The organism is Paenibacillus sp. P2(2022) (assembly GCF_029522175.1).
In the GTDB taxonomy this organism is placed as follows: Bacteria; Bacillota; Bacilli; order Paenibacillales; family Paenibacillaceae; genus Paenibacillus; species Paenibacillus polymyxa.
Map to the genome: position 1 here is coordinate 40,241 of NZ_JAKWFI010000002.1, position 24,193 is coordinate 64,433.

Genomic DNA, 24,193 nt, shown 5'->3' on the forward strand with positions numbered 1-24,193 from the left:
CGGTGCTGAATGATGCGCTCAAGCTTCTAAAAGAACAAACCAAAGACAACATCGACGCACGGGACACCGAAAGGGCTACGCTTTTAAGTTGGCCGGTTAGCCCGTCAATAGAGGTAGATGGTGACCCTGCTCCCTATCCAGCGGACAAGTTAGTCTTTGCTGACTATCTGTTAGACCGGGAAGTCAAAGCTGATTTCATAGCTGCTGAATATCTGGAGGGCGATGAAGCCAAAGGCAGCGTTACAGGCGTATTGGCTAACGGTGTGGTATACGAGACAGGAGAGCCTTATAAGCAGGCCCCACGCAACTCGTTACGTGGCAAGCTGGTTATTCCTAGCCCTTTGCAGGTCGGAGATCGGCTGATTGTCTCCAGGCTGAGTGGACAGCGGTACTACGTCCACGGGAAGGATGTGGGCGCTGGTGGCTGACGATGAAACGTTATTTCCGGATATAGATTTTTCCACATTGGACGAGGTGGAGCTGACCGAAACCGTAGCTTCTGAAACCAAATGGACGTACGTGATCGACTATCGCACGCGGCAGATGGCAACCACCGACGATGGCCGTCCAAAAAAGACAGCCACGTATGCTGAATACTTGGTGCAGACTGCGCTCAAAATCCTGAATACAGAACGCTTTCAGTATGTTGTATACGATGAGGAAATAGGTGTGGAGCGCTCGGAATGGGCCAATTGGGAGGACGTTGAAATTAAACGCGACATCGAGGAAGCTTTGGCAGCTCATACGGAAATCACTCAAGCCGAGGTGCTGTCTATGGAGCGAGACGGTCAAAACATGCACCTACGAATTAAATTAACTGGGTTGATCGGAGAAACAGAACTGGAGGAGGCGATTGAACTGTGAGTGTTAAGTTAACGGATCTGCCGGCGCTTCCTCCAATGGCAATTTTGGAGGAAACCCCCGAGGAAGTATACCGCCGATGGGTTAACCGTGCGATTACATTGGCACAGGAAAAAGGCTTGCCCCCGCCTCCTACTGATCCGGGAGAATATTTCTATGATCTGTGGTACCCGATAGCTATGGAATATTCCGAACAGCAGGAACTGTTAACGTATGCTTTCCTTCAGGGCTTCCCCATTTGGGCAGATGGCGAATTTCTGGATGGTCACGGGTGGTCGGATGGAATGCCCCGTAAAGCGGGCGAGGACGATGATACGTACCGATTGCGAATGCTTGAGCGTGCGTTTACTGAGGAAGGCAGCGGGCGTCGAAAGGATTATGAGACATGGGCGAAGGAGCTGGAGGGTGTTGGTGGTGCTGTGGCCGTGGAGAAGGCGCGTAGTGATGTGTCCATAGACCTGTATTTGACTGACCTGCAGGGTGAGCCTGTAACAGAAGAATTTGCTGCTAAGGTGAAGGCGGATATGTGGGAAACCAAGCGGATTGCCGGGCATGATCTGGCTGTACATCCTGCCCCAGTATTCACGTTGCAAGTAGCTGCGAAACTAAATACAGTTCTTCCGCTTCCAGAATTGGTGGAACCCATTAGGAAACGGATTGCCGACTACGCCATTGGCAGAACAAAGCTTGTCTTTAATTACGTAGGTGCTGCATTGTTGGTCAAGGGCGTGGAGGATTACGACAATCTTACGCTTAATGGAGCGGTAGAGGATATTGAAGTCCCTGCCACGTCTGTTTTGAATATTGAGGTGATCCTGACATGATACCTCTGCGCTATCGGGAAATGCTGCCGCCGCACATGTATGAGATAGACATGGCTGAGCGGCATTTTGACGTTATGGAGCTGGTTGTAGACGACCGAGAAAAGTCAATTGACGATCTGGGCAATCAGTTTATCTTACAACGGGCTACCTGGGCGCTACCGAAATGGGAGTGGATATACTTCCGACAAGAGCAGATTGGAACACTGGAGCAGCGCCGTGACGCAATACGTCGTAAACGTTGGGCCAAACGGCCATTTACGCTGTCTACGCTGCGGCTAATAGGCAGGAAGTACGGTAATCTGTTGGAGGTACAAGAGAATTTTCTAAAAAAGAATATTCTATTTGTCTATGCTGTTGATACCCCACTTGATGTAAAAAGCCTGATGGAAGACTTTGAGTACATTCGACCTGTCCACATCAATAAGGCTTTGCCTTCATTTAACATTGCATTTCATCATACGTTCCAAATCCGTTCCCGTGTCCGTTTACGTTCCAGAGTGCGATTTTTCGGTGGGCAGCCTTGGTATCTGGATGGTGTGAAGCTATTAGATGGAATTGCTTCTTTGTCCGGATGGACCGGGGAGCGCCAGCGATACCGGGAAAGGTTGGAGTTGAAGGTACGGCATCCAATAGAAAATCGACAGGAAGGCAATGTAAAGGTCCGGCAGAATTATTGGTTGCTGAATGGTAGCGTTATGCTGGATGGTAGCCGGACATTAAGTTCGACGGAAACGATCATGGAAGTTTAGAAAGGATGTCAGTTATGGCTGAACAAGTATTGACGGTAACAACTGCCTATGCGAGAGAGCAGATGGCCCGAGCACGGGCTGAAGGCGGTACACTGACGAAGGTGGTTAAGATGGCATTTGGCAGCGGTGGTGTGGATGCAGAGGGAAAATCACTGCCGTTGGATGGTACCGAGCAGGCTTTAAAAGCGGAGCTGCTGCAAAAGGACATTTCCAGTTTTGAATTTATTGCCCCTGCAACTATTAGGTATGTATGCTCATTGGCCGAAGCGGAGTTGGCCGGGAAAACAATCAATGAGTTGGCCCTGGTAGATTCAGCGGGGAAGCTGACGGCTATCCGTACAATGACCAATAAGATCAAGGATGCGGATATGGAGTTTATTTTTGAAATCGATGATATCTACTGATAAGGAGGAATAGATCATGCCAATAAAGCAACCAAGACGTTTTGTTACCACAGACCAGGGACATGCGGACGTTCTGAATGTACCGATTGATACGCTCTATGAAAATGACCAAGCATTGGCCGAACAGATTGAAAACATTAAAAACGATCCGGCCGGAAATGACATTGCATCCAAGGCAGCACTGGACAGTCACATTTCTGATACCAACTTGCATGTAACTGCCGCCAAGCAAGCGACGTGGAATGCGGCAGAGGGAAATGCCAAGAAGTATACAGAGCAGTATGCAGCACCCAAGGCGCATACGCATCCTGCATCGGATCTGCCTTCCGCATCAACACAGGCGCGCGGAATTGTGCAGATTAATACATCGGTAAGCAGCACTTCTACAGATCAGGCAGCCGCGCCAATCGCGGTCAAGACGGCATATGATCGAGCCAATGAAGCATACAGCCGGGCAGACCAAGCTTTTACGCAAGCCGTTGATCTGAAAAATAAAATCGTAGGCGCGATCAACGGCAAGGGAGGAAGCGCCAATACTGATATGACTGCCGATCAAATAGTCGCCTCATTAAACAATATGCCAGTTAAAAAATATGCTAACGGCAATTTAAATCTGTCGATTAGCGGTGAGCCTGATGGGGGACAAACTGCAGCTCTACCAGCCGTCATGACAAGGACATTCCAGCTACCCACAGGATTTAATATAGGTAGGTTGTTCATTCGGGTATCAGCATCCGTCTACGCTATAATTTCGATGAGCAGTGGATGGAATCAGTTTTCGTTGCCGTCAGGACTTATAACGGTAGCGCCGGATACACAAGGAGATATCAGCAATACAAACGGAAGTATAGCGGTCAGTTTGTCGGGTACCACTGTGACTGTATTTATCAAGTCTGGAATCTATAGCGGAGCACCTCGCAGATATGAAGCGGGAATATCTTTATGGTGGGCAATCGAATAAGGAGGAGAAAAGGATGACTAAATTTGGAAGACGTATTTTTTATCGGAAAACTACAGGGGAAGTCCTCTTGGTTCGTGGAGAAGCACAGGGGGATGTAATCGAATCAACGATCGATGATGATTACGGTTTTTACCCTGAAATAAAAGCTTTGGACAGGGATCAAGTAGGCGTTTTGCAGTTAGAATATGGGCAACACACAGAGGACTTCGCTCTGGCAATTGCTTACCGAGTAGATCCAGCGGCACAGAGTATGCTTTTTACTTTTCCTACAGATAAACCCGACGATTCAGTCCCTGTGCCTCAGAAACCTCTTGCGGATCAGGTGGCAGAGCTCAAGACGCGCCAAGATAGCACGGAAGCCGCTATGCTTGCTCTTATGGATGTTACAACCAAATCTTAACGGGGGGAGGTGAAATAGATGTATTCATTTTTACTTAACATGTGGACCATGAAAAAAGTTGATGAGCAACGGTTAATTTTGTACACTCCAAAATTTATTAGCGAAGAAGAACAAAAGACAATATTAGCAACACCACAGAATGTTTAGCCAGCGTATCCAGTCGGATGCGCTATTTTTATGCCCTCGGAGTGATCGGGGGCTTTATTTTTTAAGGGGGAAAAGGTAGTGAGCCAAATAAAAATGTTTGGCAGCACCGTATGGACCGCAATCGTTGGGACATCGGAAAAGGAGGCGGCGGTAGGGGGAGTGACGGCGCTGACTGGTCTGATTGTTACATTTTTGGGTGGGTGGGACAAGCCGCTGAAGGTGCTGTTTTATATGATGGTAGCAGATTATATTTTCGGAGTTATCGCAGCTTTTAAAAATAAGAAAGCGGACAGTAATGTGATGTTTTGGGGAGGAATCCGTAAGGCTACTGTTTTAATGGTGGTGGGCTTATCTGCACAAATTGATGATTGGCTACAACCAGATGCGCCTATTTTTAGAATCGCAGCGATTTATTTTTACGCTGGCCGTGAAGGACTTTCCTTGGCCGAGAACCTTGGGGCATTGGGAATTCCATTACCGTTCAAGCTTAAAAGTTTCTTGCAGCAGTTGAAAGACAAGGGAGATGAAACAGATGCAACGACGAAACAGCCGTAATGCACAAGGTATTGACGTATCTCATCATCAAGGCAACATTGATTTTAAAGAGGTTGCTGCAGACGGGATCAGTTTTGTTTTCATTAAAGCTACACAGGGACGCTCATTCCGTTCTAAAACATTTTTGCAGTTTGCGAAGAACGCAAAAGCGGCTGGTCTGCTGATAGGGGCGTATCACTACATTGACGACTCTGCCACTACGCCAGAGCTGGCCCGACGAGAGGCGGGAAACTTTGCAAAGGCAATAAAGGACGCTGGAGGCGTGTCCACGTTCGACCTGCCGCCCGTGATGGACTACGAGTCCAATAAGTCCAACCTAAGCAAAACGGCGATTACAGCCGTAGCCAGGGCCTTTTTGGAGGAAGTGGAGCGGCTCACTGGAGTACGCCCAATTGTTTATACGTATCCATCTTTTATCGGGAATTTTTCGGGGCTGTCCGGTTACCCATTATGGATTGCAAGGTACAGTGCCACACAAGTACCACCGGATGCGTCCGGTTGGAAACGTTGGGACTTCTGGCAGTATTCCGATGGTTCCGCAGGCGGAACGCTACCAAACGGAAAAATGCGAGTTAATGGCATTGGCGGACCAGTAGATCTTAACGAGTACAACGGCACAGCGGACGAGTTACGCAATTGGATCAAGGCAATGAAAAAGGAGGGAAATACAGTGTCAGAACAACAAAGAGACATTAACAAAGTTAGCCCATGGGCAGCCGATGCGTGGACAGAAATGACCCAAAACGGGTATTTTGATGGAACCCGGCCAGGTGCATTAATTACCCGAGAAGAAGTTGCTGTCGCTCTTAATCGTCTACGTAAAAACATCTTCAAGGGGGATAAGTAATTATTATGATAGAACAATACGTCACAACCATTGCACTATCTGCTATCGGCTTGGTTACAATCGGAGCGCTGACTCTTGGCACGGCGGTATACCGAAAGCTAAAGCCATTGTACGAGGCTCGTTTTACAGCAGAGCAGCGCAAACGCATCGAACAACTGGCACATGATGCCTACGCTTATGCCGAAACCAAATTTGCAGGCCAAGGAGCTGCTAAATTTCACGGGGCAACTAAATACCTTTCAGATAAGTTGGGAGCGGCGGGAATAAAAGCAGGTTCAGATGAAATTGAATCGGCTGTGCAATTGGCCTGGGAGCGGTTTAACCCTGGTAAAACCAAGCGCGTTGATTCTGAATTACAGCCACCTGAAGATGTGGCTAAAGCGGCTGTTTCGGCTTTTGCAGCTAAAGTTAGCGAATTGGTAAACCAAGCTGTTGGAGATAATAAAGTACCTACAGTTTCTACTAAAGAATCAACTGCTGTTCCGGCTACATAACCGCCTGTTACTGCCGAATAATCACAAACGCTTGGAAATACGAAGCACCCTACTGGCTTAAAGCCGGTGGGGTGCTTTTTTTGTTTACAGGAGTACCCTTATGACAAACGTAGCTTTTCCACATGATTCGCAAAAAGATATTGACAATTGGTTAATTTCTGGACAAAAATAGTAAATGATTATAAAATACTGGAATTTCTATGCGAAGGGTGGCTATGACATGAAGCATACACCTACGATTCGAGCAGAATTAGACAGATACATACAACAAGAGGGCATGAGTCTAACGCAGTTTGGACATATAGCGGGCATGAATAGGGGAATCGTAAGTGCTATTGTGGCGGGGAATAAGTCCATGTCTGTGAACCAGCTTGACTTAATCACTGAGGCTATGGGCTTACCAGAAGGTCACTTTTATGACCTATTTATAGAAAACTACATCATCGATCACCCACCCAATATGAGGCGAATCGAGCCGTTTTTGTTTCGCTGTGCGGAGTTGGACAAGCTGGATTCGATCCGTCGAGTGGTGGGAGCCATCATGGACAATCTACTTTATTCGCCTAAGCTATTTGAAATTGCAGAGGAATTGTTGTCGCAGGGAAGACACGCGGCTGCATTACTGCTCTATGAGGGGGTAGCTGAAGCGGAGAAATATCAACATTCTGAACGTTTGGCAGTCTGTCAATATCGCATATTCACGATTCAAATTGGAGACGATCAAAGTCGTAACATTAGGGCGGCAGCGGTGTTTGAAGCTTTTGTCGAACGGCTAGATGAAAGTGACCAGCTTGATGCGTTGAAGGATTTGGCTAATGTATACAGGTCTTTGCGTAAATGGGACAAGGTTGACGAAATGGCGAGGAAAATGAGAGCCAAGGCAGAAATCCAATATTCAATGAAACATGAACAACGGAGTCGAGAGCGGGATGAGTCTGTCAATAAGCTAAGTCGCCCGTTGTTTGTATATATTTCCTATGCTGACTTGTTGTGTGCAAGTGTATGTGAAGCCCAAGGCGATTATCAACAAGCTCTACAATATACATATGCCTACGCTGATTTAGGTTGGGTCAAAGAGACGGACGAGACCACCCAACACTGGATTGGCTTGTTCCAAAACTGGGCAGAATGCAATATTTATGTTAATACACTCCTGTCTGGGGATATAGGTGTACTTTCGGACTATGTAGAATACATTGCTGCCTCAAAGGTCGATAGTGAAATGGTTACTAAACTGTTGAACTTAATACTTGCTGCTAATCGGTACCAGTTAGACGTGAATGATATACTTAAACGGTTTGAAATGATTATTGATTCTTTTGTGCAGCAGTCGTCATCTGATATGTATACGAAACAAGTTATACCAGAACAGTATGCACGTTTGAGTTATGAGTTAGCGTATTATTATTTACATCGAGGTACATACGACGATGGCTTCAAATACTTGATGTATTCAATGGTAAGTTATCATACACTAAATAATGAGAGTTATTATATAAACTGTATAGGGCTGTTTGAGCATTTCCGTACTCATGCGGTTCCTGAAACAATGCAAAAATTCTCAAAATTCATTGAAAAGGTGTGGTTAGATAATGTTAAAGAAAATGGTACTGCTAATCATTGCGGCTAGCTTTTTGTTTATTGGTACTATACCTGTTCAGTCGAATAACCATAGCCAAATCGTACAATTGTTTGACCAAGTTGGCGGTGCTTAAACGTAAGTAAAGCAAATACCCGCTAACCTTAACTGGTCGGCGGGTTTATACATTGAAGGGGTTTCTACACAATCCATCAAATACCTATCCTGAGGTGATCAGCATGAACCATACATATAAAGTGTTAAAGTCGGATATAGAGCTATTTGCAGCTGCATTAAATCAAGCAAGGGTGTACGTTGTTCAGTCGTTGAGAGAGGATATGGTGTCGGTTGTAGACTATGGTGGCACTATAGAAAAGTTTTCGCCTGATTCGGTAAAAATTGCAGGAGCTTATTACATACGGAATCAATTTGAATTTAGAGTAGATGTGAAAAAGGACTCCGCTGGTATGTAACCAGTATGGAGTCCTTTGTTGTTTATTTAGATGAATACTCACTTACTTCAAATGTAAGGATTTTATTGAAAATCACATAGTCCTTACGGTTACTGAATGGTCCTTTGTTGTTATTGTGCTTATCGATGGCAAAGAATGAAGGGCCTCTGCCAGCATCTTTAGCGTCATACCAAGCTATGAATGCACTGAGTTCTTTTTTACTTAGATCGAATTCTTTATCAAAGCCATTGTCCATTGTTACAGTCAGAATAGCACGGTCACCAGTAGGTTGTGATGGTTCGGATGGTTCAGTTGGCTCCGTAGGTTCAGAAGGATTAGGCTCAGGACTTGGTGTTGGATTTGGTGTCGGCGTTGGTGTTGGTGTTGGTTCAGGTGTCGGTTTAGGATCTGGTGTCGGAGAAGGCTCGGGTGCTGGTACTATGTCTTTACTGTTGAAAAAGTCAATTTCCCTGATGTTAATTGTTTCTTTTGATAACCCCATAAAAGAGACGAATCTAACATTTTGTTGTAACGGAATTTTATTGAGTTGCCCAGTAAAAGCACTATCATTACTTTCATTTATACCATAAGAACCTAGATAACCAGTATCACGTCCATAGAAAACTATTCTAGATACTTTGGCATCGCTTTTAAGTTTAAAAGAATCGATATTTTTGATTTCTCCTAGGTCAATTACAATCATTTTACCAGCAGGCATTGAGTAACTTGTTTCTTCATTATTATCTGTAACAAGAGCTGTGTTTTCAGGACTTGTTGCTCCGTATATATACATTGCTGCTGCTGTAATAGCTGCATTTTTCCCATTAGCATATCCTCCAGTGTAGGCACTCACAGATGATAATGGAATAAAAATGGTAATAAGTAAGGCAAAGCACAAAATTAGATTGAGCTTTCTTTTCATGAATAAATCCCCTTTTTGTTTTATTTGCTTAGTAAGCATACAAATAATAAAAAGGGATGTCTAAACATTTATGTCTATATATTCAAAATAAAGTTTAATGGCAGATTTTAATTTTTATTATGTGACAACATAGGCGATACTTCGACATGACTCTCCAATTAGTATAGAGAAGATTTAAATACTTTGGAGGTGTCATATGTTAAGAGGAATCGCAAAAGGATTAATTGTATTTTTACTAGCTGCTATTTTCTCGGTACAAGGCGTTTATGCTGAACCGGCGGTAATCAGCCAACAAGCAGTTGGGTATACGTTGGAGTTCCCGAGTTCACGTTACCCTGAAACCGGAGCACACATTAGGGATGCGATAGCAGCGGGACATTCTGCTGTATGTACGATTGATCGGGACGGAGCCGAAGAAAATCGAAGGGAGTCCTTGAAGGGGTATCCGACTAAAAAAGGGTATGATCGTGACGAATGGCCAATGGGAATGTGCGCTGAAGGTGGAGCAGGTGCTGATATCAGATACATAACCCCTAGTGATAACAGGGGAGCAGGATCATGGGTAAGTCATCAGTTAGATAAGTATGCTGATGGAACAATGGTAAGATTTATAGTGAAATAAGATAACAACATAGATAAGGCTTTACCAAAAATTAAATTTGGTAAGGCCTTCTTTCATTTTGTTATTTTGTTAAACTCCAAATTTCGACAAATTGTTAACACGTCTTCTGGTACTATTTACTTAGGTAATTAGCCTTTTTTGAATGAATATTTCGAGACAAAACTACTATGAAGCTAAAAGTAAGTATTACTACATGCCGAATAGTATTCGAAGGCGAACCTATGTTTGTTTTTATTAGAAGGTAATGATAATATGGAGGAGATTTAGAATGAGTAATGATGTGATTCAATTGGTTAAATTTTCCGAATTAGATGTATCTAATGCTTTTTTTGACTCTCTAAAGGAAGATTATGATGGTTTTAGTATTTGGTTTGAGAAGAAGTCACTAGGTGATGAAACTGTTTATGTTCTTAAAGATCAAGACATATTGTTAGGCTTTTTGTATTTAAAAGATGAAGATGAGGAAGATAACACCATAAACCCCCCGATGAAACAAAAAAGACGTTTGAAAATAGGTACATTTAAAATTGATGCCCACGGGACAGTTTTAGGAGAAAGGTTTTTAGGAATTATTCTTAAAAAGATGATTGAAGAATCATTCCAGGAAACCTATGTTACTTTGTTTGATAAGCAGACAGGATTAATTAAGCTTTTTGAGAAATTTGGTTTTCTTCTTTGGGGAAAGAAGGAGAACGGAGAGTTAGTCTATAATAAAGTATTGGAAGTAAGAAATGATATATATAAGGACTTCCCTAGAATACAAAGACAGGGCAACAATAAATATTTATTGTCCATTCGTCCTCAATACCATACCAAATTGTTTCCCTATTCTAAACTAAATACTGAAAGGGAACATAAAGTTGAAGATTTATCTTTTACCAACACTGTGGATAAAATATATCTTACTAAAATGAGAGGGATAGAAAACCTTAAGCCAAAAGACAACATTGTAATTTACAGAGTGGCGGATTATGGAAAATCAGCAGAGTACAGTTCCGTTGCTACATCTATTTGTACTGTTGCTGAGACTAGGAGAATTGAGAGCTTTAGCACAATTGAAGATTTTATTAAGTATTGTGGCAAAGGTGTAGTGTTCGATAGAAAAGAATTAGTTAGTTTCTGGAGAACAAAGCAATACCCTCATATTATAAAAATGTTGTATAATTTCTCGCTAAACAAAAGAATAATTAGAAAAAAATTAATTGAAGAAGTAGGATTAGAAAGAGACGCATATGCTGGGTTTATGCAATTAACTGATAACCAATTTAATAAAATTATGGAATTAGGTGAAACTGATGAAAGTTTTATTATCGATTAAACCTGAGTTTGTTGAAGATATAATTTCAGGGAAGAAGAAGTTTGAGTATAGAAAAAGTATATTCAAGAGAGATGACATTTCTACTGTCGTTGTCTATGCTACTAAACCATTTGGAAAAGTAGTTGGTGAATTTGAAATAGAAGGGATATTGGAAGATAGTCCTTATAAGATTTGGCAAAGAACAAAGAACTATTCTGGAATAAAGAAAAGTTTTTTTAACAGTTATTTTAGAAACAAGGAAAAGGGCTATGCTATACAAATTAAAGAATTTAGAACTTACGAAACACCTTTGGAGTTGCGAGATCTTGATGCCGGAATAAAAGTAGCACCCCAATCTTTTTGTTATATACGGAATCCTCAGCTATGAAAGAATACATTTTGTTGGCAGGTATTCATGGGGTAGGAAAAACTTATCTCTCAAAAGTACTAACGGAGTATTTAGACTTTGATGCATTTTCAATTAGTGATTTAATTAGAAGAGCAGGAACTAGAATAGATAGTACAAATAAAAATACTAACCAAGCCTATACTAATCAATCACTGTGGAAAAAAGAATTAAATGAAATAATTAGCGAGAAGCGATACTTAGTGTTAGACGGACATTTTTGCTTGTTGGACAGTAAACAATCCATTATAACTTTACCGGAGGAGACATTTCTTGGAACAAACTTAAAAAGAATTGTTTTAATTACCCAAAAACCTTCAATAATAAAAGAAAGGTTATTCAATAGAGATGGTGTACACTACCCTTTAGAATTACTAACCGAATTTCAAATGAGTGAAATTAAAGCTGCAATCGCGTTCTCTCAAAACTATCAAATTCCTCTCTTTAAATATGATGAAAGTGTTCCGATCTCAGAACTTGTTAATTTTTTTGATTATTGATTTTTGAAAGGAATTAATTATACTATGGAGCATCATTTAAAAATCAATAAGGAGTTCTTTGATCCAGTATATAAAGAAATAAAAACATTTGAAATTAGATATAATGATCGGAAATTCAATGTTGGAGATTTAATATTGCTAAACGAATGGGATTCATTAAAAGAAGAATATACTGGGAGAAAAGTTAAAGGTCAGATAACGTACATTACAGATTATGAACAAAAAAAAGATTATGTTGTATTTAGCTTTAAAATACTGCACTAAGTTAAGCCGTTGTTTCATCCTTTAAGTAAAACCGTCTTTTATAGACGGTTTTTTTTGTAGGCTCTTTATAGTTTGAGGATTTTTATATTGTGATTACAAAATTGAGAGGAGACTTGCAAAACAGAATAAAAAGAAGGTTAGCCAACTGACAAACCAAAAACTTTTTTAATTCAAGTCGAAATAGGGATTGAGGATCAAAACAGACAGGGGGAATGGACATAAAGCAAGACTGGCGGTTATCCAAAAGGATAGCTGTATCTTGTGGTAAGATAAGAACTAATTGAGGATATCATCATCTGGAGGGCTGGGATCATAATCAAAAGATCGTCATGCTCGCAGGAGACGAGAATGGGGACTTTAGAGAATAATAAATTCTCAGAAATATCATTGCTACTTCGCATGCCTCAATATACAATAGAAGGAAATTGTTGATGAGACCGATATGTGGTGAATATTTCGTTATTTGAATCACAAAAAAATCACAAAAAAAATCACAATCTCGGCGAATATGGATGAATATAGGCGAATGAAATTTTCTGAGAAGGGAAAAAAACATGTTATAAAATAAGAGTTAAGTTCAGACATGTTTATCGGCGAGAATCAATCAAAGATGGGCGGCATGATGTAATAAGGGCCTCAAAACCCTGTAATCCCGCTATTTAAAGGGCTCCCGAGAGGGAGCCCTTTTCTATACCATTGCTACACCATGAGTGCTCATGTAGCTTGCAGCGGAGTTTCTGTAATTCGGCAGTTTACATCAATCATTTGCTCTAATAGCTTCTATACATATTGTGGTGTAGTATATATGCAAATTATCCAAAGGGGGAAGTTGTGTGGAGCTTCAAACTATATTAGCTTTTCTGGGAGCAGCAATTGTTCTCACCATTATGCCGGGTCCCGACAACGTGTTCACTCTGACACAGAGCATAGCAAAAGGTAGGAATGCAGGGATATTTACTACTTTAGGCCTTTGCACGGGATTGTTGGTTCATATTTTTGCAGCAACCTTCGGCCTCGCAGCAATAATTTATCAATCTTCCTTGGCATTTGCAGTAATCAAATACGCTGGAGCAGCTTATCTATTATTTTTGGCGTATAAGTCATTTAGAGCAAAAGATATGAGTTTTGAACTCAAGAGTGGTGATACCTTGAATTACAAATCATTGTATAAAAAAGGTGTCATCATGAATGTGTTGAATCCAAAAATATCACTCTTTTTCTTGGCTTTTCTTCCTCAGTTCGTAAACCAGGAAAGCGGTAATGTTTCTGTTCAAATGCTAGTTCTTGGAGTGGTATTTTTAATGCAAACTTTAGTGCTTTTTATTTTGATAAGTATTTTTGCTGGAAAAGCAGGCTCCTTTCTACGGAGAAATCCATCCTTTTCTAAAAAAATCAATTATATTCAAGGCTCGTTATTTACACTAATCGGCTTAAAAATCGCATTTACCCAAAAATAATAGAAGGTAGTACTTTTCAACCCAATCATTAAGGACTAGCTGTTGAGCTAGTCCTTTTTTGTTGGAAAAGCATACAACACACGCCGAGAACAGGTGGGCGGTCACAGAGGTTTAAGATCATGACCAACGAGTTGGAGCATACGGACAGGCCTATGCCTATCTTTTCCTAGATGAAGTCAACAGCCCAATCTTTTTGGTTAATTGCACAATAAGCTAATTTGACTAGACTTTGGAGGTGACCATTAATTATGTTTAGACATTATTGTTGGCAAAAGAAAATGCATCGGAGAAAATTTAGAAGATGTTCAGTTAAAAAATTCAAAGTTTTGCCGAAGGTCATTGTTAAAGGAATTCAAGGGCCTCAAGGACCTCAAGGACCTCAAGGACCGCAGGGACCCCAGGGACTGCCAGGTCCACAGGGAGTTCCAGGTGCTCAAGGTCAGCAAGGGCTACAAGGTTTCCAAGGAATTCCTGGCCCTGCAGGGCCAGTAGGAGCAACGGGACCGGCAGGAGCAGTAGGACCAGCAGGACCGGCAGGAGCAATAGGGCCAGCAGGACCAGCAGGAGCAACGGGGCCAGCAGGGCCTGCAGGCGTCGGGATATCAGACTTCTTAAGTGTTTTCAGAGCAGATCCTGGTACGGGGACTGACACAGTTCCGGGTAACTCACCCATTACCTTTACTGGGGTTTTAGCGAATGTTGGTGGTGCATTTACTTTTACTCCTCCATCTCCAACGATAACGATTAACGAGACGGGGAGCTACTTCATCTCATTTTCTATCCACAACCAAGGTGATGCGGACTTCAATCTCACTGTTAACGGAACTCCTATAACACCCTTACCTTTTTCAGGCAATGGTGGGGGACCTACCGCAGCTGAAGTTATTATAACCGTTACAACAGTTCCAACTACAATACAACTGGTAAATGCCAATGCAACTCCTGCTCAGTTGCACAATAATATTAATACAACTATGACAATATTAAAGTTGACGCCTTAATATTGTTGCTTAGTAGTAGCTTATTCAGTAAAAGGTTTAAGGTTTATGTCTTTTATCCGGTCAGTTTGTCTAATTATTCAGAGACCTGAGATATGGAAATGCCTAGAGAGAGAATCCCTGAACGGGACAAAGCCAGACAGATGTGGCTGGAGAGCAGCGGGGCGATGCGACTGAAGGACATCGCCGCTGCTCTTTCTGTTCCTGAAAAGTCTGGTTCGCAAATGGAAGTTCATGAACCGCTGGTAGGATACTTTGATTATTTTCTGTTATCAAAAAAACATTATTCACAAAAAAATCTTATTTTCAGAAGATTCTTAAAATCGTACGAGTGGCGCATTAGCTTCAAAAGGATGAATGTTAGGTATTGAAATATAGCTGATAACGCGTTAGTATTGTGTATCTGAAATTTCATCTGGAGGCACTTTATGAATGATATATTGGCATTTACGATACTGCTCATCTTTATTGTCATGTCACCAGGGATTGATTTTGCATTAATAACGAAAAGAACTCTCACTGATGGCAAGAAGGATGGTTTCAAAATTGCACTAGGTTTAACTAGCGGAGCTCTCGTTCATACATTGGCAGCCGCATTGGGGCTTTCTATCATATTAATGAAGTCGGCTGTAGCATTTGAGGTAGTCAAATATGCAGGGGCAGTTTACTTGATATATATGGGGCTGTCTTCCTTTATAAAAAAAGGAAAGAGTAATTTGGTTCAAGAGAAGCAAGAGAATTCTAGAAAATCAGCGTTTACACAAGGATTGGTTTCCAATGCATTCAATCCGAAGGTTGCTATTTTTTTTCTCACGTTCTTACCGCAATTTGTTCTACCGGGCTATAATCCCAGTTTGCAGTTTTTACTGATGGGCTCTCTTTATGCTCTACTTTCGATTATATGGTTTACTACAATCGTATTATTGTTAAGTTACATAAGAAGATGGTTAATGTCACCCAAAGTTCAAAATATGATCGATAAGGTCACGGGACTCGTGCTGATTGGTTTTGGTTTAAATATGATCTTCAAAGTTCAAAAAACAGGATCATAAATAAAGGAACGGGCTATGGAAGCTCGTTCTTTTTTGTTAGGGGAGACGACCAGAAAGAGATACCGAGCGGCATAAGGCAAAACAGATGTGGCTGGAGAGCTACGGGCATATGAAGCTAAAGGACATCGCCGCTAGTTGAGGGTTAGACGCCTTAAGTGAAAGCGTTGACATAAATTTCAACCCTCTATATACTTAGCTTAGTTAATTGAAAATGAATAGCACTGGGATTGTTACTGTTACGCAGGCAAAACCTAAGGAACCAAATGCTAAGATCCAAGAATCTTATGTATTTGGTTATCTTAGGTTTTTTTGTTTATAGAGACAGGAAGATTAAATATGGCGGTTTTGGCAACCTATTGAAGCCGTTTCTTCTATTATGATGTTCACATCTGAGAGGAGCGACAAACTTGGAATACAAATATGAGCTAGTTCAGGCAGACAATCATTTTCCATTAAAAATTATAGCTCATTCCTCCAATGAACCAGCATACATACCTAGGCATTGGCACGACAGCATCGAAATATCCTATGTACTCTCAGGAAAAATCGACAATATCTATATAGATGGCATGAATTATAGCTCCAGAGAAGGAGATATTGTGCTCATTAATTCGAATGCTATTCATTCCTTTTCTGTGGCTAAGGGCCAAGGTAGACAGGCTATAACCGTTCTGATTCCTTCAGGATTTATTCGAGAAAATATAAAGGATAGTAATCCCATTTTATTTGATTGTATATCCATTTTCGAAACCAACGAGCAGAGATTACAGCATTTTGAGGAGCTGCGTGATCTGTTAAACACATTATTTGTGGCTTACCTCAACCAGCACAATGACCCTTTAGTACATATTCACTTAACGTCCCTATCTTATAGATTGGTGTACCTTTTATTAATGCATTTTAAAATTGACAACGAATCGCTCCCTGGCTTTAACACGAATAAATATTTGGAGAGGCTGACATTGATAACTGATTATATCAAAGAAAATTACGATCAGAGCCTATCCCTGGATTCCATCGCTCAGGTTTTTGGATTGTCTCCCGAATATTTGTCCCGTTTTTTTGTAAAGCATGTAGGGTTGACGCTCTTTCAATATATCAACGCCATCCGTCTGGAGAAATCTTTCCGTGTTCTTATGAATACAGACCATTCTATTATACAAATTGCGCTGGAACACGGGTTTCCGAACGAGAAGTCTTTTGCCAGGGTATTTAAAAAGGTTTATCACGTGACGCCTCATCAATATCGTAAAAAGCACAAGAGGCTTTCTGAAGCAAGGAGTCAGTAATTGACCTGAATTAGGCTAATAAAAGGCAGGATGCAAATAAAAAAATCGTTAAAATTAATAATGTAAGCGTTTTATTAATGGATCTAGGAGGTAAGACATCATGTTTAAACAGTTTAAAAAGGTTGCTAAAACATCTATGTTATTCACTTTAGCTGTCAGTACGACCTTTGCTTTCAGCTCCGGTGCATGGGCCAAGGATGCCAAGGTACAGCCCACCTCATACCGGACGGTTGCGGAGGTGAAGGATTGGGGAGCAGCCATTACGAAGATCATTGTTAACCTGGGTAAGCCGGTACCCAAAGATGCGATAACAAACGATACATTTAAGGTACATGTGGAAAGAAGCGACAACAGGTTGGTAAATTCCTTTATTGAAAAAGGTAACAGGAAGGTCACCAAGGCCTATGTATCGGACAAAAGCGGCAACCCTGTAAAAAAAACCGGAAGCTACGTTGTTCTGGAAATGGAAATCGGTCCGTCCTTAACATTGGGTTCCGCTATTCATTATGATGCAGCTTCCGGGTTTAACGGATGGAATGATAACAAATATACGATCACGCAGCAAAAGGCTATTAAAACCCAATCAGGAACAATTTCCGGATGGAAGATTGATACTTCCTCAGGTGAAATCCGGAAGCTTGTTGATCAGTTTACAACTGGCAAAGCTACATTTGATGAGGTTACTTTAACTTACGCCGACTATGCACCAGCAAAAGACAAAGTGAAGAACCCTTTGGTGATCTGGCTGCACGGTATGGGAGAGGGAGGTACAGATCCGACGATTCCGATTTCAGGGAATAAGGCAGCGAATTTTGCTTCTAAAGATATTCAATCTTATTTTGGCGGGGCTTATGTGCTGGCACCTCAGACCCCAACCTACTGGATGGATGGTTTTACAGGCTTTGGAGACGGAACTTCGAAGTACGAGCAAGCATTGATGTCCTTAATTAAGGAGTACGTGGCCAAGAACAAAGACATTGATACAGATCGAATCTACATTGGTGGAGACTCCAACGGCGGATACATGACTATGCTGCTGATCCGTGATTATAAAGACTATTTTGCAGCAGCTGTGGTGGCGTGTGAAGCCTTGAAGGATAGCCTTATCACCGATGAACAAATTAATGACATGAAGGACCTGCCGATCTGGTTTGTCGCCGCCAAAACCGACACCGTAGTTCCACCCAACGATTACATGATTCCGACCTATAACCGTTTGGTGAATGCGGGAGCAAAGGATGTCCATATGTCGTTGTTTGATAATGTAGTGGATACTTCTGGTTTGTACAAAAAGAGCGACAAAACACCGTATGAATATAATGGCCACTGGTCTTGGATTTACGTATATAACAATGAAGTATCAAAGCTGATTAACGGAAAGAAAACAACAATGATGCAATGGCTGGCCTCCAAAACATTGGACTGAGAAGTATAGCTATGTAAAATAAGATGCGGTACTCACTATTCAGGTTGCGATTTCTCCTCTCACAAGTTAAATAAACTTGTGAGAGGTCTCTTGTATTATCTAATTCCCATGTCGATCCTGCATATTTTTTGCATAGTCAACGGCGAGCCCACTTTAATTCTTCTTGAAATATTTGTGTTTAGTTCATGTTATTTTGCTCTTTCACTTATTTACCTCAATCAGCCCATCCGGCTTTTCTCGATTAGAGAGTAATTCAGATACAGTGACGAAGGAATAACCTCTTTTCTTGAGCTCAGGGAGAATAATCTTCAAAGCTTCAACGGTTTGTGTGCTTTGATGTACATAATCGTGCATGAGGACAATATCGCCGTTACGGGCATTGCGAAGCACCTTATCAGCGATACGGTGTACACCGGGCTTTCGCCAATCTAGGGTGTCCTGATGCCAGGACCATAAAATAATTTTCAGTCCCTTCTCTTTGGATAGCTTGACCAGTGTATCGTTATAGGAGCCGCCTGGTGGTCTAAATAGATGGGTCCCTGCTCCAGTTGCCTGAACGATACTGGCCTGACCTTGATTCAATTCGGACAGAGCTTTATTGCGGGAAATATATTGAAAGGATGAATGAAGGAAGGTATGGTTGCCAACTTCATGTCCTTCCTCTCGTTCCCGTTTTACAAGGTGTGGCAGCTTTTCTACGCGGCTGCCGACGACAAAAAAGGTCGCTTTCGCATCATATTTCTGAAGTAAATCAAGAATGGCAGGAGTATTGCTTTCGTCCGGTCCATCATCGAATGTGAGAGCGATAAGCTTACGATGGGTAGGAACTTCCCATACAATGTCGCCCCGTTCTTCGTAATAGGCTCTTCCCTTTGTAGGAGCGGGAGAGGCGTATGATGTGTCTTGTGCATTCGTATATGGAATGGGACAAGGACTAATACTCAGCAAAGAAACAGCGATTCCAGCGCATAGCAAACGGTTATATTTCATCAGGCTTCTTCTCCGTTCTGACGTATTCTCACATTAGCTTGCCAAGAAGAAGCGTATACCATTCCTCATTTCTGAAATTCACATTACCAATCACCTAAATAAATCACCAAAATACTATCTAGTGTATAAGGTACAGATTGCTGATTTTTGCTCAATAACAGTGCTCGCTTGCTTGTTGATAACATCCTGTGCCCATGTTAAGTTGTACATATCCATCCTTGGTTTTAATGTGCAGTGGAGATCAGTCATTGTCCAGTTCTTATTCTGACGAAAAATGGAAGAGGTCGACGGGGCAAGCCGCAAAAGCTGATTTGAGGTCATGGAGCTGCGACTCGTTCCTGAACTTCGAACAGGAGATGAGACGGGATGAAAACAGATGAAAAAGAGCTACGAGCCATTAATCTGACGTTAGAAGCCGGCGAACACATCCGATCCTTTATTAGGTGTATGTATGATTTGCAGCAAAGCTCCGAGAAGATACCGCTTTGTGGAATGCTGGCAGTAACGTCCCAACGAATCATCTTTTATTCCTGCACTATGGGTATTCCTTGGATCAAATTCATTAATTATCACCATATTTCGCTGGCTAAGCTGGAAAAGGAATTGTCGGATACTAAGGGGAGCATCCTGCTGATCAATCAGGGGGTAAATGAGGTGTTCTGCCACCTGCCGAATGAAGAACGTATAGAGCGTTTTATAGCTGTACTAGAGCAGGAAGCAGGCATCTCCTGTGAGAACTAATGATTATAAAAACACAAATAAATAAAACCTCCAACTTCGTAATGTGCCAAGGGTAGGCTCCTTACGGATTTGGAGGTTTTTTTGTCTTTTAGTTAGACAGATTGCATGGATCGAGCGCTAGCTCAACAGGACTATAACCAACAAATTAAATAGCACCAGCGGCAGAATGACATTGTTGTAGGCATAGGAACGATCAGGGATCGGGGCTCCTAAGGAGGATGAGTGATACTGCTGAGGCACTCTCAAATACAAATGATCCGCATCCATATGCGCAATCGTTCCTTCATATACCTGATGATCCATCGTTTGTACCCTAACCGTGTGGTTCATGTAGGGACTCAATTGATAATGCAAATGATCGTGGACTTTTTTGAGTTCTTGTTGGAATTCCGGTCTAGCTTGATATAAGGTTTGCGGACTGACGGTGTTGTACGACATTCGCCTCTGACCTCCATACTCATATAATGATATATCGTATGCAGGAGCCTGTGCCCTTGTGCAAATACCCAAGTAAGACAGGTTTTACAAAGAGTCAAAACATTAACATTTTACTCCAGTTCACTTGATGTTCCCTTTACATCAAAACGATACACTTACTGAGGTTGGTTTGAAAAGAAAGGGGCGTTCCGTTTTGGGTGAACTTAACAAATCTTTGGGACTGGGGACGAGGAGCCAGCAACGGACATCGTCTAAAGCTCGCATACGCACGGGTTCGCTAAAAATTCAAAGACTGCGCGAAAACGCGCTGGCGTATACCTTTTTGGCTCCATCGCTTATTTTGTTTGCTGTATTTATGTTTTATCCGATGATAAAGTCCGTTTATCTCAGCTTGCATTCTACAGATCCCGCAGGAAACGTTGCAGATTATGTGGGGTTAGATAACTTTGCTATGCTGTTCAGCTCAGGTCAGTTTCTACAGGGGATTAAGGTCACGCTGCTTTTTGCACTATTGACGGTACCTGTGGGTATTTTACTGGCGCTGGTACTCGCTGCCCTTACACACAGTAAATTACGTGGAATGCGTATCTTCCAGTTTGCCTTCTCGCTACCGATGGTGTTATCGGTGGGTTCATCTGCGGTCATTTGGAAATTCCTTTTCCATCCTACACTGGGGATGTTCAACTATGTGCTTTCCCTATTACATATCAATCCAGTTCCATGGTTGACCAGCCCAGATTGGGCGTTGTTCTCCGTAGCCATAATGACCATCTGGATGAATCTTGGCTTCAATTACATTATCTTATCAAGCGGACTTCAAGGGATTCCAGATGACATGTACGAAAGTGCCAAAATGGACGGAGCCGGACCGTTGGTCACGTTCTGGCGTATCTCTATGCCGCTGCTATCACCGACGATCTTTTTTGTGACCGTAGTTTCCATCATTGGTGCCTTCCAGTCTTTCGCTCAAATTAATATCTTGACCAAAGGTGGTCCGGTGAACAGTACGAATGTATTTGTATATTCCATTTATCAGGAAGCTTTCGTTAATTTCCGGTTCGGAACAGGGAGTGCGCAGGCCATTGTCTTGTTTGCTGTCATTTTGCTGCTTACGATGATTCAGTTTAAGTGGGTGGAAAGAAAGGTGCATTACCAATGAAACAACACCTGAATTCAACATTATTGTATGTGCTGCTTACGATTGCAGCCGCTCTGATTTTGTACCCAGTTATTTATACATTTTTTATGGCGGTCATGTCACCGGAGGAAGCGAGCGCTTACCCACCAAGCTTTTTCCCGCATTCCTTTCATATGGCCAATTTTTCTGAAGTGTTTGAAATCGTTCCGATTGCAGCCTTTATCGGCAACACCTTTCTCATTTCGGGTCTGACAATGATCGGACAACTGATTACAGCCAGCTTGGCGGCCTATGCCTTTGCCAAAATGGAATTCAAGGGAAAAAACTTCATTTTTAGCATGTTTGTCGCGACGATGATGATCCCTTGGGAAGTTACTATTATTCCCAACTATCTGACGGTACGAAGCTGGAACTGGCTTGATACATATCAAGGGTTGACGGTTCCATTTCTGGCGACGGCGTTCGGAACGTTCCTGTTAAGACAATTTTTTCTCCAGCTTCCCAAGGAACTGTTCGAGGCTGCTCGTATGGATGGGTGCGGACATATCCGATATTTCCTGTTTCATGTGCTTCCGTTATCGCGCCCTGCGCTCGGAACACTGGCTGTGTATTCGTTCCTGAACATGTACAATTCATATCTCTGGCCTTTACTGGTCACAAATAGCGAGAATATGCGTACCGTACAGATCGGCATATCTATGTTGGAGTTTCAGGAATCGACTTCATGGAATCTGGTGTTTGCGGGTACGGCACTTGTCATTTTACCGTCTCTGCTCCTGCTGATCTTTGGATTAAAACAGCTGGTGCGTGGAATGGCAGCGGGTGCGCTTAAAGGCTAATTATAGAAGCAAAAGACAGCAACACCTGCGCAAGCAGCCTATATACAAAGCTTTAACACACAAGAGTACAAACATTTCATTCAAGAATCATTTAATCAAAGGGAGAGAAGAGAGATTATGAGATTTTTTCGTTTGAAAAGTGCTTTGACCCTGCTTATTCTGACTGCTATGGTGGTTGCAGCAGGCTGTAGCAACAATACAGCGGCGGAGAAGCCGAGTAATGGTAATGATACAGGGGCAGCAGCAACTTCACCTGTAAAGCTGACTTGGTGGCATTCAATGTCCGGCAACGGTGAAAAAGCGATCAAGCAGATTGCTGCTGACTTTAACGCTAGTCATAAGGACATTCAGGTAGAGCCAGTATATCAAGGTAAATATGATGACAGCTTGAACAAGCTGAAAGCGTCGCTTGGTTCTAATAGCGGACCAGACATCATTCAAGTATACGAAATCGGCAGTAAATTCATGATCGACTCCAAAATGATCACGCCTGTACAACAGTTTATTGATGCGGATAAGTTCAATTTGTCGCAGCTTGAACCGAATATTACACGATACTACACGATTGATGGCAAATTGAACGCCATGCCGTTCAATACGTCAAACCCGATTTTGTATTACAACAAGGATGCTTTCAAAGCCGCAGGACTTGACCCAGCTAATCCTCCGAAAACGTATGATGAATTCGAAAAAGCTGCCAAAGCCTTAAGTAAGGATGGTAAATCTGGTGCATCCATTGCCATTTACGGCTGGTTTATGGAGCAACTGTTTGCCAATCAGAACGCGGACTATGTGAATAATGGCAATGGACGTGAGCAAGCAGCTACGGAATCGTTGCTGAATTCGGATGCCGGTGTAAAAACGCTGACATGGTGGAAGAAAATGATCGATGAAAAGGTCGTATCCAATTTGGGACGTAACTCGGACGATACAGCGAAAGCCTTTTCCGCAGGACAAATTGCGATGACGCTGGATTCTACCGCTTCGCTGCGTAATATTGTGGAGCAGGTTGGCGATAAATTCGAAGTAGGCACAGGGTTTCTGCCAAGAGCCAATGAAGCAAAAGAAGGCGGCGTAGTTGTAGGCGGCGCGAGCTTATACATCATGAACAACAAACCTGAAGCCCAGCAAAAGGCGGCATGGGAGTTCATTAAATTCGTCGCTTCCCCAGCAGTGCAGGCACAATGGAGTGTGAACACCGGGTACTTCCCGATCACGAAAGCAGCTTATGACGAGAAGGTACTCAAAGATAATATGGTAAAATATCCGCAATTCCAGACAGCGGTTGACCAATTGCATGCATCGGCACAATCCACTGCTACACAAGGCGCAGTAATGGGTGTATTCCCAGAAGCGCGTCAGATTGTTGAAGGTGCGATTGAGGCTGTTCTGAGTGGCCAGCAACAGCCAAAACAGGCTCTGGATCAAGCTGCACAAGAAATTACAGGCAAAATTGCGCAATACAATCAAACGGTGAAGAAATAATCGGCCCTCCCTTAAAATCGACTGATAATCCGTAGATGTGCCCCCTTATTAGCCGA

The 24,193-nt window shown here is 42.3% G+C and carries 30 protein-coding genes and 1 pseudogene; 28 read left to right on the forward strand and 3 right to left on the reverse strand.

What is annotated here, in order from left to right; translation table 11 throughout:
* Positions 1 to 2 precede the first annotated feature (2 nt).
* From MMB75_RS07300 to MMB75_RS07355, 12 genes are all read left to right on the forward strand, one after another.
* Positions 3 to 428, forward strand: a complete 426-nt coding sequence (locus tag MMB75_RS07300) for a hypothetical protein (protein WP_222821851.1) — start codon at positions 3 to 5, stop codon at positions 426 to 428.
* Positions 421 to 864 carry a DUF2634 domain-containing protein gene (locus MMB75_RS07305; protein ID WP_222821850.1) on the forward strand — a complete coding sequence of 148 codons (444 nt, stop codon included), beginning with the start codon at positions 421 to 423 and terminating at the stop codon, positions 862 to 864. Before MMB75_RS07300 ends, MMB75_RS07305 begins: the two co-directional genes overlap by 8 nt.
* On the forward strand, positions 861 to 1,685 hold the full coding sequence (locus MMB75_RS07310) for a baseplate J/gp47 family protein (RefSeq protein WP_222821849.1): 825 nt from the start codon (positions 861 to 863) through the stop codon (positions 1,683 to 1,685). Before MMB75_RS07305 ends, MMB75_RS07310 begins: the two co-directional genes overlap by 4 nt.
* The gene (locus MMB75_RS07315; RefSeq protein WP_222821848.1) at positions 1,682 to 2,434 is read left to right on the forward strand and encodes a putative phage tail protein; all 753 of its coding nucleotides are present in this window, start codon (positions 1,682 to 1,684) and stop codon (positions 2,432 to 2,434) included. The genes MMB75_RS07310 and MMB75_RS07315 overlap by 4 nt, the downstream gene beginning before the upstream one ends.
* Before the next feature lie 14 nt (positions 2,435 to 2,448).
* Entirely contained in the window at positions 2,449 to 2,838 is a 390-nt protein-coding gene (locus MMB75_RS07320; protein WP_222821847.1) for a phage tail-collar fiber domain-containing protein, read from the forward strand.
* A gap of 16 nt (positions 2,839 to 2,854) precedes the next feature.
* Positions 2,855 to 3,799: a phage tail protein gene (locus MMB75_RS07325; RefSeq protein ID WP_261990985.1), complete on the forward strand. Its 945-nt coding sequence runs from the start codon at positions 2,855 to 2,857 to the stop codon at positions 3,797 to 3,799.
* Positions 3,800 to 3,812: 13 nt separating this feature from the next.
* Entirely contained in the window at positions 3,813 to 4,199 is a 387-nt protein-coding gene (locus MMB75_RS07330; RefSeq protein WP_222821846.1) for a hypothetical protein, read from the forward strand.
* A 225-nt stretch (positions 4,200 to 4,424) separates the two neighbouring features.
* The gene (locus MMB75_RS07335; protein WP_277507363.1) at positions 4,425 to 4,901 is read left to right on the forward strand and encodes a phage holin family protein; all 477 of its coding nucleotides are present in this window, start codon (positions 4,425 to 4,427) and stop codon (positions 4,899 to 4,901) included.
* Positions 4,879 to 5,748 (forward strand): glycoside hydrolase family 25 protein, encoded by an 870-nt coding sequence (locus MMB75_RS07340; RefSeq protein WP_222821845.1) that lies wholly within the window; start codon positions 4,879 to 4,881, stop codon positions 5,746 to 5,748. Before MMB75_RS07335 ends, MMB75_RS07340 begins: the two co-directional genes overlap by 23 nt.
* 5 nt (positions 5,749 to 5,753) lie before the next feature.
* Complete coding sequence (locus MMB75_RS07345; protein ID WP_222821844.1) at positions 5,754 to 6,242, forward strand: phage holin, LLH family; 489 nt, start codon at positions 5,754 to 5,756, stop codon at positions 6,240 to 6,242.
* Positions 6,243 to 6,462: 220 nt separating this feature from the next.
* On the forward strand, positions 6,463 to 7,872 hold the full coding sequence (locus MMB75_RS07350; protein ID WP_222821843.1) for a tetratricopeptide repeat protein: 1,410 nt from the start codon (positions 6,463 to 6,465) through the stop codon (positions 7,870 to 7,872).
* A gap of 188 nt (positions 7,873 to 8,060) precedes the next feature.
* Entirely contained in the window at positions 8,061 to 8,294 is a 234-nt protein-coding gene (locus MMB75_RS07355) for a hypothetical protein (protein ID WP_222821842.1), read from the forward strand.
* A 22-nt stretch (positions 8,295 to 8,316) separates the two neighbouring features.
* Here the strand turns inward: MMB75_RS07355 and MMB75_RS07360 are convergent, their stop codons facing one another.
* The gene (locus MMB75_RS07360; RefSeq protein ID WP_261990984.1) at positions 8,317 to 9,195 is read right to left on the reverse strand and encodes a hypothetical protein; all 879 of its coding nucleotides are present in this window, start codon (positions 9,193 to 9,195) and stop codon (positions 8,317 to 8,319) included.
* A gap of 196 nt (positions 9,196 to 9,391) precedes the next feature.
* Between MMB75_RS07360 and MMB75_RS07365 the strand changes: the two genes are divergently transcribed.
* The 12 genes and pseudogenes from MMB75_RS07365 (at position 9,392) to MMB75_RS07420 (ending at position 18,506) form a co-directional block, all read left to right on the forward strand.
* Positions 9,392 to 9,817, forward strand: coding sequence for a NucA/NucB deoxyribonuclease domain-containing protein (locus MMB75_RS07365; RefSeq protein ID WP_222821841.1), 426 nt, complete (start codon positions 9,392 to 9,394; stop codon positions 9,815 to 9,817).
* A 268-nt stretch (positions 9,818 to 10,085) separates the two neighbouring features.
* Complete coding sequence (locus tag MMB75_RS07370; RefSeq protein WP_222821840.1) at positions 10,086 to 11,135, forward strand: hypothetical protein; 1,050 nt, start codon at positions 10,086 to 10,088, stop codon at positions 11,133 to 11,135.
* The gene (locus MMB75_RS07375) at positions 11,113 to 11,502 is read left to right on the forward strand and encodes an ASCH domain-containing protein (RefSeq protein ID WP_222821839.1); all 390 of its coding nucleotides are present in this window, start codon (positions 11,113 to 11,115) and stop codon (positions 11,500 to 11,502) included. Before MMB75_RS07370 ends, MMB75_RS07375 begins: the two co-directional genes overlap by 23 nt.
* Positions 11,499 to 12,020: an AAA family ATPase gene (locus MMB75_RS07380; RefSeq protein ID WP_222821838.1), complete on the forward strand. Its 522-nt coding sequence runs from the start codon at positions 11,499 to 11,501 to the stop codon at positions 12,018 to 12,020. The genes MMB75_RS07375 and MMB75_RS07380 overlap by 4 nt, the downstream gene beginning before the upstream one ends.
* A 24-nt stretch (positions 12,021 to 12,044) precedes the next feature.
* On the forward strand, positions 12,045 to 12,284 hold the full coding sequence (locus MMB75_RS07385) for a DUF3850 domain-containing protein (RefSeq protein ID WP_222821837.1): 240 nt from the start codon (positions 12,045 to 12,047) through the stop codon (positions 12,282 to 12,284).
* An 833-nt stretch (positions 12,285 to 13,117) separates the two neighbouring features.
* The gene (locus MMB75_RS07390; protein WP_103042280.1) at positions 13,118 to 13,741 is read left to right on the forward strand and encodes a LysE family translocator; all 624 of its coding nucleotides are present in this window, start codon (positions 13,118 to 13,120) and stop codon (positions 13,739 to 13,741) included.
* 248 nt (positions 13,742 to 13,989) lie between these two features.
* Positions 13,990 to 14,742 carry a collagen-like protein gene (locus MMB75_RS07395; RefSeq protein ID WP_103042281.1) on the forward strand — a complete coding sequence of 251 codons (753 nt, stop codon included), beginning with the start codon at positions 13,990 to 13,992 and terminating at the stop codon, positions 14,740 to 14,742.
* A gap of 92 nt (positions 14,743 to 14,834) precedes the next feature.
* Positions 14,835 to 15,110 carry a phage terminase small subunit-related protein gene (locus tag MMB75_RS07400; protein ID WP_277507370.1) on the forward strand — a complete coding sequence of 92 codons (276 nt, stop codon included), beginning with the start codon at positions 14,835 to 14,837 and terminating at the stop codon, positions 15,108 to 15,110.
* 57 nt (positions 15,111 to 15,167) lie between these two features.
* The gene (locus MMB75_RS07405) at positions 15,168 to 15,791 is read left to right on the forward strand and encodes a LysE family translocator (protein ID WP_263560063.1); all 624 of its coding nucleotides are present in this window, start codon (positions 15,168 to 15,170) and stop codon (positions 15,789 to 15,791) included.
* A gap of 64 nt (positions 15,792 to 15,855) precedes the next feature.
* Positions 15,856 to 15,930 (forward strand): annotated as a pseudogene (locus MMB75_RS07410) (phage terminase small subunit-related protein); the annotation flags it as partial.
* Positions 15,931 to 16,198: 268 nt separating this feature from the next.
* Positions 16,199 to 17,080, forward strand: coding sequence for an AraC family transcriptional regulator (locus MMB75_RS07415; RefSeq protein WP_025364288.1), 882 nt, complete (start codon positions 16,199 to 16,201; stop codon positions 17,078 to 17,080).
* 100 nt (positions 17,081 to 17,180) lie between these two features.
* Complete coding sequence (locus MMB75_RS07420) at positions 17,181 to 18,506, forward strand: prolyl oligopeptidase family serine peptidase (RefSeq protein ID WP_045244061.1); 1,326 nt, start codon at positions 17,181 to 17,183, stop codon at positions 18,504 to 18,506.
* A gap of 201 nt (positions 18,507 to 18,707) precedes the next feature.
* Here MMB75_RS07420 and MMB75_RS07425 read toward each other — a convergent pair whose 3' ends face one another.
* Positions 18,708 to 19,496 (reverse strand): polysaccharide deacetylase family protein, encoded by a 789-nt coding sequence (locus MMB75_RS07425; RefSeq protein WP_025364290.1) that lies wholly within the window; start codon positions 19,494 to 19,496, stop codon positions 18,708 to 18,710.
* A 366-nt stretch (positions 19,497 to 19,862) separates the two neighbouring features.
* Between MMB75_RS07425 and MMB75_RS07430 the strand changes: the two genes are divergently transcribed.
* Positions 19,863 to 20,237, forward strand: coding sequence for a hypothetical protein (locus MMB75_RS07430; protein WP_277507376.1), 375 nt, complete (start codon positions 19,863 to 19,865; stop codon positions 20,235 to 20,237).
* Positions 20,238 to 20,354: 117 nt separating this feature from the next.
* On the opposite strand, the gene MMB75_RS07435 is transcribed toward MMB75_RS07430, so the two are convergent.
* Complete coding sequence (locus tag MMB75_RS07435) at positions 20,355 to 20,675, reverse strand: hypothetical protein (RefSeq protein WP_044785783.1); 321 nt, start codon at positions 20,673 to 20,675, stop codon at positions 20,355 to 20,357.
* 193 nt (positions 20,676 to 20,868) lie between these two features.
* Between MMB75_RS07435 and MMB75_RS07440 the strand changes: the two genes are divergently transcribed.
* The 3 genes from MMB75_RS07440 (at position 20,869) to MMB75_RS07450 (ending at position 24,137) form a co-directional block, all read left to right on the forward strand.
* Entirely contained in the window at positions 20,869 to 21,834 is a 966-nt protein-coding gene (locus MMB75_RS07440) for a carbohydrate ABC transporter permease (RefSeq protein ID WP_016821187.1), read from the forward strand.
* Complete coding sequence (locus tag MMB75_RS07445; RefSeq protein ID WP_016821186.1) at positions 21,831 to 22,652, forward strand: carbohydrate ABC transporter permease; 822 nt, start codon at positions 21,831 to 21,833, stop codon at positions 22,650 to 22,652. The genes MMB75_RS07440 and MMB75_RS07445 overlap by 4 nt, the downstream gene beginning before the upstream one ends.
* 117 nt (positions 22,653 to 22,769) lie before the next feature.
* Entirely contained in the window at positions 22,770 to 24,137 is a 1,368-nt protein-coding gene (locus MMB75_RS07450; RefSeq protein WP_123796901.1) for an ABC transporter substrate-binding protein, read from the forward strand.
* Positions 24,138 to 24,193 lie beyond the last annotated feature (56 nt).

Bases quoted from the DNA above. Each gene is read 5' to 3' on its own strand.
- MMB75_RS07315 (WP_222821848.1), top strand. From the start codon at position 1,682: ATGATACCTCTGCGCTATCGGGAAATGCTGCCGCCGCACATGTATGAG.
- MMB75_RS07320 (WP_222821847.1), top strand. From the start codon at position 2,449: ATGGCTGAACAAGTATTGACGGTAACAACTGCCTATGCGAGAGAGCAG.
- MMB75_RS07325 (WP_261990985.1), top strand. From the start codon at position 2,855: ATGCCAATAAAGCAACCAAGACGTTTTGTTACCACAGACCAGGGACAT.
- MMB75_RS07330 (WP_222821846.1), top strand. From the start codon at position 3,813: ATGACTAAATTTGGAAGACGTATTTTTTATCGGAAAACTACAGGGGAA.
- MMB75_RS07340 (WP_222821845.1), top strand. From the start codon at position 4,879: ATGCAACGACGAAACAGCCGTAATGCACAAGGTATTGACGTATCTCAT.
- MMB75_RS07345 (WP_222821844.1), top strand. From the start codon at position 5,754: ATGATAGAACAATACGTCACAACCATTGCACTATCTGCTATCGGCTTG.
- MMB75_RS07350 (WP_222821843.1), top strand. From the start codon at position 6,463: ATGAAGCATACACCTACGATTCGAGCAGAATTAGACAGATACATACAA.
- MMB75_RS07355 (WP_222821842.1), top strand. From the start codon at position 8,061: ATGAACCATACATATAAAGTGTTAAAGTCGGATATAGAGCTATTTGCA.
- MMB75_RS07360 (WP_261990984.1), bottom strand. From the start codon at position 9,195: ATGAAAAGAAAGCTCAATCTAATTTTGTGCTTTGCCTTACTTATTACC.
- MMB75_RS07365 (WP_222821841.1), top strand. From the start codon at position 9,392: ATGTTAAGAGGAATCGCAAAAGGATTAATTGTATTTTTACTAGCTGCT.
- MMB75_RS07370 (WP_222821840.1), top strand. From the start codon at position 10,086: ATGAGTAATGATGTGATTCAATTGGTTAAATTTTCCGAATTAGATGTA.
- MMB75_RS07375 (WP_222821839.1), top strand. From the start codon at position 11,113: ATGAAAGTTTTATTATCGATTAAACCTGAGTTTGTTGAAGATATAATT.
- MMB75_RS07380 (WP_222821838.1), top strand. From the start codon at position 11,499: ATGAAAGAATACATTTTGTTGGCAGGTATTCATGGGGTAGGAAAAACT.
- MMB75_RS07385 (WP_222821837.1), top strand. From the start codon at position 12,045: ATGGAGCATCATTTAAAAATCAATAAGGAGTTCTTTGATCCAGTATAT.
- MMB75_RS07395 (WP_103042281.1), top strand. From the start codon at position 13,990: ATGTTTAGACATTATTGTTGGCAAAAGAAAATGCATCGGAGAAAATTT.
- MMB75_RS07400 (WP_277507370.1), top strand. From the start codon at position 14,835: ATGGAAATGCCTAGAGAGAGAATCCCTGAACGGGACAAAGCCAGACAG.
- MMB75_RS07405 (WP_263560063.1), top strand. From the start codon at position 15,168: ATGAATGATATATTGGCATTTACGATACTGCTCATCTTTATTGTCATG.
- MMB75_RS07420 (WP_045244061.1), top strand. From the start codon at position 17,181: ATGTTTAAACAGTTTAAAAAGGTTGCTAAAACATCTATGTTATTCACT.
- MMB75_RS07425 (WP_025364290.1), bottom strand. From the start codon at position 19,496: ATGAAATATAACCGTTTGCTATGCGCTGGAATCGCTGTTTCTTTGCTG.
- MMB75_RS07430 (WP_277507376.1), top strand. From the start codon at position 19,863: ATGAAAACAGATGAAAAAGAGCTACGAGCCATTAATCTGACGTTAGAA.
- MMB75_RS07435 (WP_044785783.1), bottom strand. From the start codon at position 20,675: ATGTCGTACAACACCGTCAGTCCGCAAACCTTATATCAAGCTAGACCG.
- MMB75_RS07445 (WP_016821186.1), top strand. From the start codon at position 21,831: ATGAAACAACACCTGAATTCAACATTATTGTATGTGCTGCTTACGATT.
- MMB75_RS07450 (WP_123796901.1), top strand. From the start codon at position 22,770: ATGAGATTTTTTCGTTTGAAAAGTGCTTTGACCCTGCTTATTCTGACT.